Below are 17,136 nucleotides of genomic sequence, written 5' to 3' on the forward strand. Positions count from 1 at the left end.
CATGGAACATTATTTGAGCCTGCTGGTGCGCTCAATCTTTATTGAGAACATGGCGCTGGCATTCTTCCTCGGCATGTGTACGTTCTTGGCGGTGTCTAAGAAAGTAAAAACAGCGTTCGGCCTCGGTGTCGCCGTTGTTGTGGTATTGACTATCGCAGTACCGGTTAACAATTTGGTCTATAACCTGATCCTACGCGAAGATGCACTGGTGAAAGGGATCGATCTTAGCTTTCTCAACTTTGTGACCTTTATCGGTGTTATCGCCGCATTGGTTCAGATCTTGGAAATGGTATTAGATCGCTTCTTCCCGCCACTTTATAACGCGTTAGGTATCTTCCTGCCGCTTATTACGGTGAACTGTGCCATCTTTGGTGGCGTATCATTCATGGTACAGCGTGATTATAACTTCGCAGAGTCAGTCGTATATGGCTTCGGCTCTGGGGTAGGCTGGATGTTAGCCATCGTCGCCCTTGCGGGTATCCGTGAGAAAATGAAGTATTCAGACGTGCCGCCAGCACTGCGGGGATTGGGGATCACCTTTATCTCTGTTGGCCTGATGGCATTGGGCTTTATGTCTTTCTCTGGTGTGCAACTGTAAGCCGGGTAAACTGCGAGAAAAGGAATAGTCAATGGACATTATTCTTGGTGTAGTGATGTTTACTCTGATTGTGCTGGCATTGGTATTGGTGATCTTGTTCGCCAAATCCAAGCTGGTACCAACCGGAGACGTCACAATTGATATCAATGACGATCCTGAAAAAGCGATCGTGACTCAGCCAGGCGGTAAGCTGCTTGGCGCACTGGCCGGTGCTGGTGTGTTTGTATCGTCTGCCTGTGGTGGCGGTGGTTCATGTGGTCAGTGCCGCGTGAAGATCAAAGAAGGTGGTGGTGATATTCTGCCAACTGAGCTTGACCACATCACCAAAGGTGAAGCACGTGAAGGTGAGCGTCTTTCATGTCAGGTTGCTGTAAAGCAAGACATGAAAATTGAGCTTCCCGAAGAAATCTTTGGGGTGAAGAAGTGGGAATGTGAAGTTATTTCCAACGATAACAAAGCCACCTTTATCAAAGAGTTGAAACTGCGTATCCCTGATGGCGAGTCGGTACCATTCCGAGCTGGTGGCTATATTCAAATTGAAGCGCCACCGCATCACATCAAATACTCAGACTTTGATATTCCTGAGGAATATCGTGAAGACTGGGAGAAGTTTAATCTCTTCCGCTATGAGTCGAAGGTGGATGAAGAGATCATCCGTGCGTACTCGATGGCAAACTACCCAGAAGAGGAAGGCATTATCATGCTGAACGTGCGTGTGGCAACGCCACCACCACGTAATCCTGATGTGCCACCAGGTCAGATGTCGTCCTATATTTGGTCACTCAAGCCAGGCGACAAGTGTACAATCTCTGGGCCATTCGGTGAGTTCTTTGCTAAAGACACCGATGCGGAGATGGTATTTGTGGGTGGTGGTGCCGGTATGGCGCCAATGCGCTCACACATCTTTGACCAGCTTAAGCGTCTGAACACCGATCGTAAGATCACCTTCTGGTATGGTGCGCGCTCTAAGCGAGAAATGTTCTATGTCGAAGACTTCGATATGCTCCAAGAGCAAAACGATAACTTCGAGTGGTATTGTGCGCTATCGGATCCGCTTCCAGAGGATAACTGGGAAGGGGACACGGGCTTTATTCACAATGTCCTTTATGAAAACTACTTGAAAGATCATGAAGCGCCAGAAGATTGTGAGTACTACATGTGTGGGCCGCCGATGATGAACGCCGCCGTGATTGGTTTGCTTAAAGACTTGGGTGTCGAAGACGAAAACATCCTGTTGGATGACTTCGGCGGATAAACACCGACAGTCTGTCTTACCGCTTAATGGCTGGCCTATGGGTCAGCCATTTTACGTATGAAACTGATGTCGAAGGACACCACTATGAAGACGTTATGGTTACGCTGCGCATGGCTATTGGCCGTCGTTATGGGCTTGGCTGGTTGCGATCGCGCGCCAGAGCTGGTGCATTTGACTGGTGAGACCATGGGCACATACTACTCCGTGAAGTATATCGCCACAGAGAACACCCCGTCGCAAGATAAGGTTCAAGCTGAGATTGATGCACGTTTGGAAACGGTTAACGATCAGATGTCGACGTATCGTACCGATTCTGAACTTAGCCAGTTCAATCAGCAGAAGGCTGACACACCAATGGACGTATCGCCAGCAACGGCGACCGTGGTGAAAGAAGCGATTCGGCTGAATGAATTCACTCAAGGGGCACTGGATGTCACTGTAGGCCCGTTGGTGAACTTATGGAGCTTTGGCCCAGAGAAACGTCCAGAGAATATTCCGAGCGACAAAGACATCGCCTCACGCATGGAAAGGGTTGGGTTGGAGCACTTACAGGTCGAAGGTAACACCCTCACCAAAACCCATCCTGATCTGTATGTCGATTTGTCGACGATAGCCAAAGGGTATGGGGTTGACGTGGTCGCGAACTACCTAGGATCGCTTAGCCTTGATAACTATTTGGTTGAGATTGGTGGTGAGTTACAATTAAAAGGTGTCAACCAAGATCAAAACCCGTGGCGCATTGCCATTGAAAAGCCAAGTGCTGGCGCGCAATCTGTGCAAGAGATCATTCAGCCGGGTGATATGGCGGTCGCCACGTCTGGCGATTACCGTAACTATTTTGAGCAAGATGGTGTACGTTATTCGCACATTATCGACCCTGAAACCGGGCGGCCCATCAATCATCACCTCGTGTCCGTCACTGTGCTTGATCCGTCTTGCATGACTGCCGATGGTTTAGCGACGGGCTTTATGGTGTTGGGGCCGGAAAAGGCCATGGCGCTGGCCAACCAAGCGGATATTCCCGCGTTTATGGTGGTCAAAACCGATGACGGGTTTACAGAAATGGCGTCAGAGGCCTTTAAACCGTACCTAAACCGTTAGTGCGTCACGCGCACTGGCGGCTACTATTACACGCATTAGGCGTGGAACTAGCGTTCAGCGTTATGTTGCTGAGCGTGACGACTAAAAGTAGGTGAGCAATTATGTCAGTTTTTCTTATCACCTTTGCTGTCTTTGTACTCGTCATTGCCGGTATGGCAATTGGTTACATCGTGCAGCAGAAAACGATCAGTGGTAGCTGTGGTGGCTTAGGGGCCGTCGGTATCGAGAAAGAGTGCGACTGCCCAGAGCCATGTGATGCGCGGAAAAAGCGAGAAGATCGCGCGGAAAAAACGCGTGAATGGAAGAAAAACCAAATCATCTAAAGAGAATGCCCACCGTGGTGACCGCCACGGTTGGGCTGTTAGCGACGCAGCATAATGACGAGCTCAAAAACCCGCCGAGCGAGCAAGAAAATTATCCATATCGACATGGACTGTTTTTATGCGGCCGTCGAAATGCGGGATAATCCTGCGTTACAAACCATTCCCTTAGCGATTGGTGGGTCTGCGGATGGGCGAGGTGTGATAGCGACCTGTAATTATCCGGCGCGCCGATTTGGGATCCGCTCGGCAATGGCGACCGCCCAAGCTCTTAAACTGTGCCCTGGGTTAACCGTGATGCGCGGCGATATGGGCAAATACCGCCGAGTGTCTCAGCAGCTTCATGCTATCTTTCATCGCTACACCGATCTCATCGAGCCGTTATCTTTGGATGAAGCTTACCTCGATGTCACCGACACTGTTTGTCTACAAAACTCTGCGACGCGGATAGCTCAAGCGATTCGGCGCGATATTTATAAAGAGCTTGGTCTCACCGCATCAGCCGGTGTAGCACCGGTGAAGTTTGTCGCTAAAGTCGCCTCTGACAAAAACAAACCTGATGGCATTTGTGTGGTGGGGCCTGAGCAGGTGGATGACTTTGTCCGTGACCTCCCTTTGCAGTCAATTCCTGGTGTGGGTCGAGTCACATTGACGAAACTACATGAATGGAACCTTTTTACCTGCGCAGATATCCAGGCCTGCGATCAAACCGACTTGATACAGCGGATGGGGAAATTTGGTGCCGTGCTATGGCAGCGGGCGCACGGTATTGACCCACGAGAGGTTGAAGTTGAGCGAGTTCGCAAATCCGTGGGCGTAGAGCGGACCCTCTCGGAGGATATTGACCAGCTCGAGGCTTGTCTACCCTGGATAGATCACCTCTATCAAGCGTTACTGGTTCGCTTAGAAAAAGCCGATGCTAGTGGCCGAATTTGTCGGCAGGGGATAAAAATCAAGTTCAATGATTTTCAAACCACCACGGTGGCGCATCGATGCGAGTCACTTGACCGCGCGTTGTTTGATACCTTGCTGCATGAGGCGTTTTATCGTGGCGAGGGACGACACATACGACTGATTGGGCTATCGGTGGGATTGGGGGACGATAATGCCCCCCAACTTAGCTTACTGGGTTAGGCTGATTTAGCGGGGATCGCCTTTAAAATCGCCTGCATTTGCTGCCAGTAATGGCCCACACTATCGATATGCACTTTTTCATCGGGTGAATGTGGGAACTTGATGGTCGGGCCGAAGGAGATCATATCCATCGTTGGATACGGCTTCTTAAACAAGCCACATTCAAGGCCAGCATGAATCACCATAATGTCAGGCTTACGCTGATAAATACCTTCATAGGTGTCACGGAAAATATGCATGATTTGTGAGTCAGGATCGGGCTTCCAGCCTGGATATGCGCCTGAAAACTCGACCGTGACATTGGCGAGGCTTGCCAAAGATTGCAGCATCCCCTGCATCATTTCTCTGCCTGAATCGATTAACGAGCGGATCAGAAATAGCACAGTAATGCGATCCTCTTCGGTGTTGATAACCCCTAAATTCAGTGACGTTTCGACCACGCCCGGAACATCATCACTCATTCTGACAACGCCGTTTGGTGCGGCATTCAAGGCCGCCAATAAACGGGATTGCACGGCGCGTGTCAGCGGTGCAATGGGGTTATCACACGGCTCTAGAATGACAGTGACTTGCTGTTCAAGCTGGCCAAGTTCGTCTTTCATCAGCATGGCAAAATCATCGACAGCCGCCGCCAGCGCTTGCTGCTGGCCTTTAGGGATGGCGATATCGGCAAACGCCTCTCGCGGGATGGCATTACGCAAGGTGCCGCCCCGCAATGCGAGTAGGCGTGTATCCGTTTCTCCAAGATGGTGACTGAGCAAACGGGCCAGTAATTTATTGGCATTAGCGCGTCCGGTGTGGATGTCGACTCCTGAGTGACCACCTTTTAGCCCTTTGATCCCCACGGTAAAGCGCGCAAGCCCTTCGTCGTTGATTTGTCGCTCAATCGGAAAATGCATGCTGGCATCGACGCCACCGGCACACCCCATATAGACTTCGCCTTCTTGCTCCGAATCCGTGTTGAGCAAAACGTCGCCTTCTAGCCATCCTGCTTCCAAGCCAAATGCGCCATCCATTCCGGCTTCTTCATTGGTGGTAAGTAGCACCTCTAGCGGGCCATGCTCAATGTCATCAGCGTCTAGTACCGCAAGGCATGAAGCCATGCCAATGCCATTGTCCGCGCCTAATGTCGTGCCATCAGCGGTCACCCAGTCACCATCGACATAAGGACGAATAGGATCGCGAGTGAAATCGTGATCGGTATGCTCGTTTTTCTGCGGCACCATATCCAAGTGGGCTTGGAGTACGACCCCTTTACGGTTTTCCATTCCGGGCGTTGCCGGTTTACGAATAAATACGTTCCCCGTTTGATCCTGACGGACGTCTAGGCCGCGCCCTTTAGCCCAGTCGATAATAAATTGAGCAAGTTGCGACTCATGATAAGAGGGATGAGGAATAGCACAGATCTGGTCGAAGAATGCCCAAACGGGGCGGGGTGATAATTGGCTGATTTCAGACACGGTAGACTCCATTTTATTTTACCTATGGCCTTTTTCGTAGCAGGCCTCTCTGGAATGGAAAAACAAACCCAAGGATATCACTGTCTCTATGTCGACAACAGTCACGGAGAGAAACCACTTATGCCGGCATTACTAGGCGTTTTTATTGTAATTAAATTACACATATGAACTTTTTGTGACTATGGTCACCATTATGCTTGTAAATAAATTACCATTGGGGTATTATCTAGACATTGGCAACCAAGCTTGCCAGTTGTTCATGGAGTGAACCCGAGTATTCGCCTCCAAGGAACCGAGATAAATGTGAACAACATTGGTTTAAACTTGAGAGAGGTTAAAAATGGAAGGCATGGTATCAAGCTACTACTGGAACCAGCAGTCAGTCTATACACAAGGTTTTACGTATCCGGCACCGTTCGGGTATAGCAAGTAAGTTTTACGATTCCCCCGCTCTTACAGAGACATTTCTGATCCAGAAGCAAACGCTTTAATTCTGGCGCCGCACAATGTGTGGCGTTTTTTTTTGCCTGTTTGCTACCGAATAATGACGATTTTGACAGTTATCTGTTCGAGTCGGCGATATTTACCCTTGTTCCGGTCTTTTTACGCTGGAAATTTCCGCCATCGATCGGTAAGATTTGCGCCAAATTTTACCACGCAAACGTTTTCCTTTTGGTATCTAGCGATACACCACTTTTAGTTTGGGACATAACCGATGTTAGAGCGTTTATTTAAACTCAAGGCCCATGGCACAGATCTTCGCACGGAAGTGATTGCTGGGTTTACCACTTTCTTAACCATGGCGTACATCATATTCGTCAACCCATCGATTTTAGCCGAAACGGGCATGGACAAAGGCGCTGTCTTTGTCGCCACCTGTCTCGCTGCCGCAATTGGTTGTTTGGTGATGGGGATTGTTGCCAACTATCCGGTGGCGCAGGCGCCGGGGATGGGCTTGAATGCTTTCTTCACCTACACGGTGGTATTGCAAATGGGACACTCGTGGCAAGTTGCGCTAGCGGCGGTCTTTATCTCGGGCCTATGTTTTATCTTGCTGAGTGTATTGCGCGTGCGAGAGTGGATTATTAACTCCATTCCTATGTCATTGAGGACGGGGATCTCCGCTGGTATTGGTCTTTTCTTGGCACTGATTGCCTTACAAAATGCGGGGATAGTGGTTGATCATCCAGCCACCATGGTGGCACTGGGCGATGTGACCGCGTTCGCCCCCGCGATGGCGGCACTCGGGTTCTTCCTGACCATTGGCCTTGTACATCGTGGCTTGAAAGGGGCGGTGATGATTGCCATTTTAGCGGTCACCGTGATTGGTGTGATTGCCGGAGATGTGGCTTATGGGGGCGTGATGTCAGCACCACCGAGCTTAGCACCGACGTTTATGCAGCTAGATTTTTCTGGCGCATTGGAAGTGGGGTTGGTGTCGATTGTGTTCGCATTTTTGTTTGTTGACCTTTTTGATACCGCAGGAACCTTAGTGGGTGTGGCACAGCGCGCGGAACTTCTCGACAAAGATGGTAAACTACCGCGTTTAAATCGTGCTTTACTGGCAGACAGTACCGCGACCTCCGTCGGGGCGCTTTTAGGCACGTCAAACACGACTTCTTACATTGAGAGTGTCTCCGGGGTCGCCGCGGGCGGGCGCACAGGCCTAACGGCGGTCGTTGTCGGCATCTTGTTTTTGCTCGCGCTCTTTTTTGCGCCGCTCGCAGGGATGGTGCCAGCTTATGCGACCGCCGGCGCATTGTTTTATGTGGCGATCTTGATGATGTCTGGCTTAGTCGGTATCAATTGGCGAGATCTCACAGAAGCGGCCCCTGTGGTGGTTGTCTGTTTGCTGATGCCGCTGACGTATTCGATTGCAAGCGGTATCGGGCTTGGCTTTATTGCGTTTTGTGCCGTAAAAACCTTTGCGGGCAAAGGGCGAGAAGTCCCTGTCAGTATTTGGATTTTGGCGGGGTTGTTCTTACTCAAGTTCGTTTTCTTGGTGTAAAACAGCTGCCCACATTGATGTTATAACAAGGCGAGAGTCGCCACGAGGTTTTCACCATGAGCAATAAGTTTATTATCACTTGGGACAATATGCAGATGTACACCCGTCAGTTGGCGGAGAAATTGCTGCCCGCAGAGCAATGGAAGGGGATTATTGCCGTAAGCCGCGGAGGCCTCGTACCCGCAGCCATACTGGCTCGTGAATTGGGTATTCGTCATGTCGATACTGTGTGTATTTCAAGCTATGACCATGACCACCAACGCGATATGCGAGTGGTGAAGCAAGCCCCAGGTGATGGTGAAGGCTTTATCGTGGTGGATGATCTGGTCGATACCGGAGGTACCGCAGAAATGGTCCGCCAGTTATACCCGAAAGCGCGCTTCGTCACTGTCAGTGCTAAGCCTGCAGGGAAACCTTTGGTTGATGACTATGTGGTCGATATTGCCCAAGACACCTGGATTGAGCAGCCTTGGGATATGGCGGTCAGTTATATTGATCCCATCGCCAAGTAAGTCATTCATACTCCCACCCCAAAAAACGTCGCGTTGTTACGCGGCGTTTTTGGTTTCTGGGGTGACGCTTTTGGCTGGTATGGCTGATTAGTGCGGAAAATCATGGCCTTGATATGTGTATGGTTTAAACTAACAGCACGTTACATAAAAAGCCTAGGAGCGGGTGTGTCGGACAACGAATCACAAAATCTATCGGTCAAGCTGTTTGCTAAACACAAGCATGCCACCGAGACATCGACCCTGTTCGGTGCCGTTCAGCAAACCCAACAGTCAGATTACTCGGCATTTGATGGTGACAGCGAGTCGAGTTGGTATCGAATGCGCCGTCGTGGTCAGTGGACGTGGCAAGGGGTTGAGCCATTGGAAATGGAGGCCATCTTTGCCCGTATCGCTCACTCAGACAACTCGCGCTCGGTAGAAACATTGCTCGATACCGTTGAAGGCTACCGCTCGGGAAACTGGAATTATGAATGGACAGCGGTTGGCATGCAGCATCAAAAAGCCGCCCAAGCCTTGATGGATGAGGGAAAAGCCAAACAAGCGGGGGAGCAATGGCTACAAGCTTGCACATATTTTGGTATTGCCGCTTACCCACACTTGAAAGGGGACAGCTTGGCGCTACAGTCGGAAACCTTGGCATTTAAGGCGTTCGAAAGTGCGATTGCGCAACTGCCGTTCACAGTGAAAACGGTGGAGACGCGGCTAGATGGGAAATCACTGAAAGGGTATCTCTATTTACCCCGCACCGACGCTACGCTACCGGTGGTTATATTAAGCGGCAGCTTAGATAGCTTACAAACTGACTTGTGGCGCTTGTTTGTTGACTATTTTGCCCCCGCCGACATTGCTGTGTTGACCCTAGATATGCCTTCCGTGGGGCATAGCTGCCATTGGCATCTCAATGAAGATACCAGCCGTTTGCACACCGCGATGTTGGATAAGTTGGTCGATGTCCCTTGGGTGGATCATCACCGTGTGGGCACCATGGGCATTCGCTTTGGTGCCAATCCGGCAGTGAGAATGGCTTTTCTCGAGCCGCATCGCGTGAAAGCCAGTGCGTCACTCGGTGGTATTGTTCATGCGTTACTGACAGACGCCTCTTTAATGAAAAAAATGCCGCCTATGTACTTGGATACCCTCGGATCACGCTTGGGGCGTCGTATTCCTATCGACACATTAAAAACGCGCTTACAGGCTTGGTCGCTAAAAAACCAAGGGTTGCTTACTGGCCGGCGCACTGAGGTGCCGATCTTAGCGCTTAACCTAAAAGATGATCCCGTTTGTCCGGAGTCAGACAATCAAATGATCGCCAGGTACAGTCGCGGTGGCAAAGCCATGACCTTACCCAATACCCCACTGCACGATGGTTATCACCGTGCCTTGACCGAAACCGTTAAGTGGTTCGAGGATGTGCTCTAATCGGGATACCGCGGCACGGATAGCATAGGCGCTATCCGTGAGAGGGATAAAAATGAAGATGTGATCCACCGCTGAAAGCGGGATATTGTCGTTCACCTGATGGCTAAGCCCATGATATACCATGAACAAGGACGTCACAGTGCCATTGGAGGACACGATGAGCGATAAATTACCGCTTTCACATGGACGATTAAAAACACGCTTTACTGCATTGGGCCCCTACTTTCGAGAAGGAAAGTCAGACACCGAGCGCTACTTTTTCGATAGCCTTTCTGTCTGTGTGGATGCTAAAAAAGATCCTGACGCACGTGAGTTCTGGGGCTGGTGGTTTGAAATGACCCCGGAGGGGGAAGGGTTTACCTATCGTTATGGGTTTGGTTTATTTGATAAAAAAGGGGATTGGGTCGCCAAGTCGATTCCGCGTGAAGCGCAAGCGGCCGTGGATAAAACCTTGACTAACTTTTATGCCAAATTGAGTGCGTTGCTGGACGATGAGCTAGGCCTGTCTCTTTCACCAAGCCAAGCACTGACTGAGCCGGAACTGGCCTGCTCTGAATAACCCGCCATTTGCCTGATCCCACCCCTTGTTAAATAGGTGAGGGATTGATAAAAGAGAGACATACGCTTTTGTGGATCAGGCAACCATGACAATTCAAGATGTATTTCAAGACGGTGACCTCGCGGCCAGCGTCTCTCCCCAAACGCTTGTGGTAAAACTCGGCACCAGTGTGTTGACGGGCGGTTCTGCGCGCTTAGATCAGGCACACATGGTTGAGCTGGTGCGTCAATGTGCCCGTTTGCGGCAGCAAGGTCATCAGGTGATCATCGTATCATCAGCCGCGATTGCCGCGGGCAGAGAGCACCTCGGCTATCCAGTACTCGCTGACACGGTTGCCAACAAGCAAATGCTGGCTGCGGTGGGTCAGTGCCGTTTAATACAAACCTGGGAGCATTTATTTGGTTTGTACGGCTTTCAAGTCGGACAGATGCTGCTTACCCGGGCCGATCTAGAGCACCGTGAACGCTTTCTCAACGCGCGTGATATGCTTCAGGCCTTACTGGATAATGGTATTGTGCCGATTGTGAATGAGAACGATGCGGTTGCAACGTCCGAAATCAAGGTGGGTGATAATGATAACTTATCTGCCTTGGTGGCCATCCTCGCCGATGCAGACAAACTCCTCCTTTTAACTGACCAACCCGGCTTGTTCACGGCCGATCCGCGTTCAAACCCGGATGCCGAGCTGATTCGTGAAGTCCATACCATTGATGAAACCTTACGCAAATTAGCAGGTGGTAGCGTAGGGGGCCTGGGCACAGGTGGTATGGCGACCAAGCTTCAAGCGGCTGATATTGGCCGTCGAGCGGGGGTAGAGGTGACCATCGCCGCGGGGAGTAAGCCTGAAGTGATTCAAAAAGTCACCGCTGGGGATAACGCAGGCACGCGCTTTTTGCCCTTAGAAAGCCCCTTAGAAAGCCGTAAACGCTGGATCCTTGCCGGACCGCCACCCGCGGGGGATATTGTCGTCGATGCGGGCGCGATTACCGCCGTGACGCAAAAAGGCAGCAGTTTGTTGAGCAAAGGCATCGTTGCGGTGAAAGGGACGTTTGCACGCGGCGAGGTGGTACGTATTCTGTCGGTGGAGGGGAAATGCGTCGCGCGAGGAATTTGTCGCTATACCGCCAGTGACTTGCGCCGTATTGCCGGTGCGCATAGCCAACAAATCGCAGATATCCTAGGTTATGAGTATGGACCAGTTGCGATGCACCGTGATGATCTTGTGGTGGTAGACAATTAAAAAAGCAAAGACGGGGACACAATGAATTTACAAAATATGGGGAAAGCGGCTAAAGAGGCTGCACATCAATTGGCTGTGACATCCACGGCCACCAAAAACCAAGCGCTAGCGATGATTGCGGATGAGCTTGACGCACAGCAAACAGCGATTTTAGCCGCCAATGAAAGTGATCTTGCCGCCGCGCGGGAGGCAGACATGGATCCAGCGATGTTGGACCGCTTAACCCTGACCCCAGACCGTTTAACCAATATGGCCAGCGATGTGAGGCAAGTCATAGCCTTAGCCGATCCTGTGGGCCAGATGATCGATCATAAGCTACTTGAAAACGGTATGTCGTTGTCAAAGCGTCGAGAGCCGCTGGGGGTGATTGGGGTGATTTATGAGGCGCGCCCTAACGTTACCATTGATATCGCGGCATTGTGCTTAAAAACGGGCAATGCAGCGATTCTGCGGGGAGGGAAAGAAACCTTCTCGACTAACCAGGTATTAGTGAAGGTGATACAGACTGGGTTGGAGAAAGCGGGGCTGCCGCATGCCTCGGTGCAATATATTGAAAAACCTGATCGTGCGCTGGTCTCTGAGTTACTGACCCTTGATGACTACGTTGATATGATCATTCCACGCGGTGGTGCCGGACTGCACAAAATGTGTAAACAAAACAGTACTATTCCTGTGATTATCGGGGGGTTTGGCATTAGCCACTTGTATGTCGATCACAGTGCTGATCTCGATAAAGCGCCTGATGTGATCCTCAATGCCAAGACAGACCGCCCATCCGCCTGCAACGCGCTAGACACCTTGCTGGTCCACAAAGACGTGGCAGCACAATTATTTGCTCGCTTGCTGACGGCGTTTAATCAGCATGGGCTGCACATTGTCGCTGGATCAAGTGCGTTACCGTATCTGGATGGCGTGGCGCAACTGCGTGAGGCGCAGGAAGGGGACTTTGATACCGAGTGGCTAGGGCCAACCCTTGGAGTGGTGGTGGTTGATAGTGTGGATGAGGCACTCGCGCACATGCGCGCGCACAATGCCAGCCATTCCGATGCCATTTTGACCAACGACTTGCAGGCGGCAGAAACCTTTATTAATGGTGCCGGCTCGGCGGCAGTGTACGTCAACGCCTCAACGCGCTTCACCGATGGTGCGCAGTTTGGGCTTGGTGCTGAGGTGGCGGTTTCGACGCAAAAGCTGCATGCACGTGGCCCGATGGGGCTTGAGGAGCTGACTACCTATAAGTGGGTGGGGCGAGCGGACTATTTATCACGTCACTGAGCATCCAAGATAACCGACAATAAAAAACCGCTAGCCAGACTAGCGGTTTTTTGTCTCGACAGTCTGGACGTCTATTTAATTTCTACGCCTTTCGCTTGTAGATCGGCATGATAAGAAGAGCGAACAAACGGGCCGCATGCGGCATGGGTGAAGCCCAAGTCAAGGGCAATCTCTTTCAGCTCGTCAAACTCTTCAGGTGGCACGTAACGCTCTACCGGCAAGTGGTGACGGCTTGGTGCCAAGTACTGGCCAAGAGTGAGCATAGTGACACCGTGCGCACGTAAGTCTTTGAGGACCTCGATGATCTCTTCTTTGGTTTCCCCTAATCCCATCATCAAACCTGACTTGGTAGGGACGTTGGGGTGTATCTCTTTAAACTTTTTCAACAGATCCAGTGACCACTGGTAATTGGCACCAGGGCGCGCTTTGCGGTACAAGCGTGGCGCTGTCTCTAAATTATGGTTGAAGACGTCGGGTGGATTGTTTTGCAAGATATCCAGTGCACGATCCATACGGCCGCGGAAGTCAGGAACCAATGTCTCTATTTGGATCTCTGGATTGAGCGCGCGGATCTCACGGGTACAATCGACAAAATGCTGGGCACCACCGTCACGCAAATCATCACGGTCAACCGAGGTGATCACCACATAGCGCAGTTTCATGTCTTTGATAGTTTGCGCTAAGTGTTTTGGCTCTTCGCTATCAGGGGCGACAGGACGACCATGGGCGACATCACAGAAAGGGCAACGACGGGTACAGATGGCCCCGAGAATCATAAACGTTGCCGTACCGTGGCTGAAGCACTCTGCAAGGTTGGGACACGAGGCTTCTTCACACACAGAGTGAAGGTTGTTTTTGCGCATCGCGTCTTTGATTTCTTTAATACGTGCGGTTTCAGCCGGGAGCTTGATCTTCATCCAATCAGGCTTACGCAGCACTTCTTTTTGCTCGGCCGGCATATTTTTGACCGGGATAAGCGCCATTTTGTCGGCGTCGCGGTACTTAACTCCGCGTTCCATCTGAATCGGTTTGCTCATAAATCGCTGCTTTCCGTTGTAAACTCAACCTCAGAATACATCAGCTGTTGAGTTAAAGTGTCTACCAGCACAGGTTGAACGTCCTCGAGCGTGACTTTGCCAACCTGATCGCTCAGTTGCGTCATGGCCATACCAGCGTAACCACATGGATTAATACGCTGAAACGGTGATAAGTCCATATTGATGTTGAGTGCCAGTCCATGGAATGAGCACCCGCGACGAATACGGAGCCCAAGAGAACATATTTTTGCATCGCTAACGTAAACACCAGGCGCATCTGGGCGGGCGTAAGCGTCAACGTGGAAGTGTGCTAATGTGCTCACCACAAGATCTTCAATATGGCTAACGAGCGCCCGCACACCGACTTTTTTACGTTTGAGATTTATCAGGAAATAGGCGACGAGCTGGCCTGGCCCATGATAGGTCACTTGCCCACCTCGGTCTGATTGTACGACTGGGATGTCTCCTGGGACCAACACATGTTCCGTTTTTCCCGCTTGTCCTTGGGTAAAAACCGGATCATGCTCAACCAGCCAGACTTCATCACGCGTGTTTTCGTCGCGACGATCGGTAAAGTCTCGCATCTGTTCCCAGACGCGTAGGTACGGTTGACGGCCAAGGTGCCTTACAACGAGTTGGTGCTGCAAACCCATTTCCCGTGTTGTTGTCAGTGGCGATATTATAGAGGCTGGCAGCGTGATTTAAAGCCGCCAGTCGTGTGGGTATTCGTATTAGAGAACCATGCGGACAATTTCAATCTCACCCAGCTCTTTATATAAGGTTTCCACTTGTTCAATGGATGTCGCCTTAATAGTGATAGAGACCGAATGGTAAGTGCCTTTAGCACTCGGTTTAACAGCAGGGCTGTAGTCGCCTGGCGCATGACGCTGGATCACGGTCAACACATGATCGGGTAGCTCAGGTTTTGYCTGGCCCACCACCTTGTAGGTGAATTGGCAAGGAAACTCCAACAGATCTTTTAATTTCGGTTGCTCTTGCATGTTAACTCCCAACTGCAGGCTGATAGAGGCACGCGTTTGTGCGATTGATCACGATTAACGCGAAATACTAATCTGCCAAGCGCGAGAAAACAAGCCGCCCACCAAGTTGGTGGGCGGTACGGAGAGCGATTAACCGACGAGGTTTTTGAACATCATTACGATGTAGTCTATTAAGCGACTAAAAAGGCCGCCTTTTTCAACATCGTTTAACGCGACGAGTGGATATTCAGCCACGTCTTCATCATCCACTTGATAGAAGAGCTTGCCTACGACATCCCCTTTACTGATAGGCGCTTCCAAAGTGTTGTCGAGCACAAAACTGGCTTTAAGATCTTGTGCCTTGCCACGAGGCAGGGTGACAAAGGTATCTTCAGTGACGCCTAGCGCGACTTCGTCTGTATCACCCATCCAGACCTTTTCTGTGACAAAGGTTTCGTTGGCTTTGTGTGGCGCGACGGTTTCAAAGAAGCGGAAACCATAGTTGAGTAGCTTCTTGCTCTCTGCTTTACGGGCATTGGCACTTTTCGTGCCCATCACCACCGAGATAAGACGCATGTCTCCTTCAGTCGCTGAAGTGACCAAGTTGTAGCCTGCGCCCTCGGTGTGGCCTGTTTTGATACCGTCGACGTTAAGGCTCTTATCCCACAGCAAGCCATTACGGTTGTATTGCGTGATGCCGTTATAGGTGAAGGCCTTCTCTTTATAAATTCGGTATTCCGCAGGCACATCGCGAATCAGGGCTTGGCCGAGCAGCGCCATGTCATACGGTGTGGTGTAAAGGTTTTTGGAGTCTAAACCGTGGACATTGGAAAAATGGGTGCTGTCCATGCCCAAGGTTTCGCCCCAGCGGTTCATTAAATCGACAAAGGCGTCCTCTGAGCCAGCCACATGCTCAGCCATCGCGACACAGGCATCGTTGCCCGACTGGATGATAATGCCACGATTCAGATCGGCTGCTTTGACCGTGGTGCCGACTTCGATAAACATCTTCGAAGAGCCGGGGAAGTTTTTGGCCCAGGCATTCTCACTAATGACGACGTCATCATCCATTGAGATATTGCCACGCTCAACCTCCTGACCAATCACGTAGCTGGTCATCATTTTCGTCAGACTGGCAGGATTAAGGCGTTGATAGGCGTTGTTTTCAGCCAGTACCTCGCCGGAATGATAATCCATCAATACGTAGCCTTTGGCGGCAATTTGCGGCGCATCAGGGACAACAGCAGGCGCGGCTTGAGCGGTAGCAGAGGCGAACAAGGCTGCAGAAAGCAGTGTACGCATGCGGAAAACGGTTTTATTCATCATTGTTAGTACTTATGTCGGTTATCGATGTCGATACTGTGCCTTCACTATACCAAATTGCGAATAGAGGGACAGGGTCGATTTCTTTAACTTATTGATTATTTGTTTTAGCGCTTGTGGCAGGTGTGTCGCCATTAACAAGTGCTTCGGTGACGATAAATGCCCCCGGCAACTGATGCTGCTTTGCCGTGCGCATCGCTTGTTGCGCTTTTTCTCGATCATAAAAAGGACCAAAGCGAACACGATAAACGGTATCACGGCGGGCAATATGTGTAGGTAGACCATGGGTTTTCGCCAATTGTTCCGCTGTTTGATTGGCTTTTAGGCCATTCGATAGCGCGGCGAGTTGTACATAATAGGCATGATGGCGAGCGGAGTGCCATTCGTCATCCGCTGGTTTGCTCGGCGTTAGGAGGCGCAAGGACACGGGGGCGGTACCCGTTTTTAGGACATCCAGCTTTTTGGCGGCAGCATAACTCAGGTCTATCAAGCGTTTATTGTGAAAGGGCCCACGATCGTTGACGCGTACAATCGCTGTTTTACCGTTATTCTGGTTAGTGACTTCCACGTAACTGGGCAGAGGAAGGGTTTTGTGCGCGGCTGACATGGAGTACATATCATACACCTCGCCATTGGAGGTACGATGGCCATGAAACTTCTCCCCATACCAGGAGGCAATGCCCGCCTCTTGGTAGCCTTTTGGATCGCGTAAGATTTGGTAGCGCTGACCATTTAACGTGTAATCTTTGTTACCCGCGAGGCTGTAAGGCTCATACCTGGGTTGGGCGTTTTCTGCGTGAATAACTTGTGGCACCGTCTCGGGTGCTTTATCACTTTGCATGTCGTAGCGACCTTGCTGGCTGCTGCATGCACTTAATAAGACGATAGCGCTAGAAACGATAATAGCTCGCATGT

At 50.8% G+C, this 17,136-nt stretch carries 17 protein-coding genes; 11 read left to right on the forward strand and 6 right to left on the reverse strand.

The window, feature by feature from the left end; translation table 11 throughout:
* Window position 1 precedes the first annotated feature (1 nt).
* The 5 genes from nqrE (at window position 2) to dinB (ending at window position 4,408) form a co-directional block, all read left to right on the forward strand.
* Window positions 2–598, forward strand: coding sequence for an NADH:ubiquinone reductase (Na(+)-transporting) subunit E (gene nqrE / locus BZG73_RS09365; protein WP_046073752.1), 597 nt, complete (start codon window positions 2–4; stop codon window positions 596–598).
* 31 nt (window positions 599–629) lie between these two features.
* Window positions 630–1,853 (forward strand): NADH:ubiquinone reductase (Na(+)-transporting) subunit F, encoded by a 1,224-nt coding sequence (gene nqrF, locus BZG73_RS09370; protein ID WP_077668158.1) that lies wholly within the window; start codon window positions 630–632, stop codon window positions 1,851–1,853.
* A gap of 84 nt (window positions 1,854–1,937) precedes the next feature.
* Entirely contained in the window at window positions 1,938–2,954 is a 1,017-nt protein-coding gene (locus BZG73_RS09375) for an FAD:protein FMN transferase (RefSeq protein ID WP_077668159.1), read from the forward strand.
* 101 nt (window positions 2,955–3,055) lie between these two features.
* Window positions 3,056–3,277: a (Na+)-NQR maturation NqrM gene (gene nqrM, locus BZG73_RS09380; RefSeq protein ID WP_046073749.1), complete on the forward strand. Its 222-nt coding sequence runs from the start codon at window positions 3,056–3,058 to the stop codon at window positions 3,275–3,277.
* A 54-nt stretch (window positions 3,278–3,331) separates the two neighbouring features.
* Window positions 3,332–4,408, forward strand: coding sequence for a DNA polymerase IV (gene dinB, locus BZG73_RS09385; protein WP_077668160.1), 1,077 nt, complete (start codon window positions 3,332–3,334; stop codon window positions 4,406–4,408).
* Here dinB and BZG73_RS09390 read toward each other — a convergent pair.
* Complete coding sequence (locus BZG73_RS09390) at window positions 4,405–5,880, reverse strand: aminoacyl-histidine dipeptidase (protein WP_158075292.1); 1,476 nt, start codon at window positions 5,878–5,880, stop codon at window positions 4,405–4,407. The genes dinB and BZG73_RS09390 overlap by 4 nt on opposite strands.
* A gap of 703 nt (window positions 5,881–6,583) precedes the next feature.
* Here BZG73_RS09390 and BZG73_RS09395 point away from each other — a divergent pair.
* From BZG73_RS09395 to BZG73_RS09420, 6 genes are all read left to right on the forward strand, one after another.
* On the forward strand, window positions 6,584–7,876 hold the full coding sequence (locus tag BZG73_RS09395) for an NCS2 family permease (RefSeq protein ID WP_046073747.1): 1,293 nt from the start codon (window positions 6,584–6,586) through the stop codon (window positions 7,874–7,876).
* Between the two features lie 56 nt (window positions 7,877–7,932).
* On the forward strand, window positions 7,933–8,388 hold the full coding sequence (gene gpt, locus BZG73_RS09400) for a xanthine phosphoribosyltransferase (RefSeq protein WP_069361135.1): 456 nt from the start codon (window positions 7,933–7,935) through the stop codon (window positions 8,386–8,388).
* A gap of 165 nt (window positions 8,389–8,553) precedes the next feature.
* The gene (frsA, locus tag BZG73_RS09405) at window positions 8,554–9,807 is read left to right on the forward strand and encodes an esterase FrsA (RefSeq protein ID WP_077668161.1); all 1,254 of its coding nucleotides are present in this window, start codon (window positions 8,554–8,556) and stop codon (window positions 9,805–9,807) included.
* A gap of 157 nt (window positions 9,808–9,964) precedes the next feature.
* On the forward strand, window positions 9,965–10,366 hold the full coding sequence (gene crl / locus BZG73_RS09410) for a sigma factor-binding protein Crl (protein ID WP_077578614.1): 402 nt from the start codon (window positions 9,965–9,967) through the stop codon (window positions 10,364–10,366).
* Window positions 10,367–10,451: 85 nt separating this feature from the next.
* Window positions 10,452–11,606 carry a glutamate 5-kinase gene (gene proB, locus BZG73_RS09415; RefSeq protein WP_077668162.1) on the forward strand — a complete coding sequence of 385 codons (1,155 nt, stop codon included), beginning with the start codon at window positions 10,452–10,454 and terminating at the stop codon, window positions 11,604–11,606.
* A gap of 21 nt (window positions 11,607–11,627) precedes the next feature.
* Entirely contained in the window at window positions 11,628–12,881 is a 1,254-nt protein-coding gene (locus BZG73_RS09420) for a glutamate-5-semialdehyde dehydrogenase (protein WP_077668163.1), read from the forward strand.
* 71 nt (window positions 12,882–12,952) lie between these two features.
* Here the strand turns inward: BZG73_RS09420 and lipA are convergent, their stop codons facing one another.
* From lipA to BZG73_RS09445, 5 genes are all read right to left on the reverse strand, one after another.
* Window positions 12,953–13,918 (reverse strand): lipoyl synthase, encoded by a 966-nt coding sequence (lipA, locus tag BZG73_RS09425; RefSeq protein WP_077668164.1) that lies wholly within the window; start codon window positions 13,916–13,918, stop codon window positions 12,953–12,955.
* Window positions 13,915–14,565 (reverse strand): lipoyl(octanoyl) transferase LipB, encoded by a 651-nt coding sequence (gene lipB, locus BZG73_RS09430; protein WP_201247896.1) that lies wholly within the window; start codon window positions 14,563–14,565, stop codon window positions 13,915–13,917. The genes lipA and lipB overlap by 4 nt, the downstream gene beginning before the upstream one ends.
* 84 nt (window positions 14,566–14,649) lie before the next feature.
* On the reverse strand, window positions 14,650–14,919 hold the full coding sequence (gene ybeD / locus BZG73_RS09435; RefSeq protein ID WP_077668166.1) for a DUF493 family protein YbeD: 270 nt from the start codon (window positions 14,917–14,919) through the stop codon (window positions 14,650–14,652).
* Window positions 14,920–15,048: 129 nt separating this feature from the next.
* Window positions 15,049–16,200 carry a serine hydrolase gene (locus BZG73_RS09440; RefSeq protein ID WP_407690284.1) on the reverse strand — a complete coding sequence of 384 codons (1,152 nt, stop codon included), beginning with the start codon at window positions 16,198–16,200 and terminating at the stop codon, window positions 15,049–15,051.
* Between the two features lie 112 nt (window positions 16,201–16,312).
* Complete coding sequence (locus tag BZG73_RS09445; protein ID WP_077668167.1) at window positions 16,313–17,134, reverse strand: septal ring lytic transglycosylase RlpA family protein; 822 nt, start codon at window positions 17,132–17,134, stop codon at window positions 16,313–16,315.
* Between the last annotated feature and the right edge of the window lie 2 nt (window positions 17,135–17,136).

The sequence above is a fragment of the Salinivibrio siamensis genome (genome assembly GCF_001996005.1).
GTDB lineage: Bacteria > Pseudomonadota > Gammaproteobacteria > Enterobacterales > Vibrionaceae > Salinivibrio > Salinivibrio siamensis.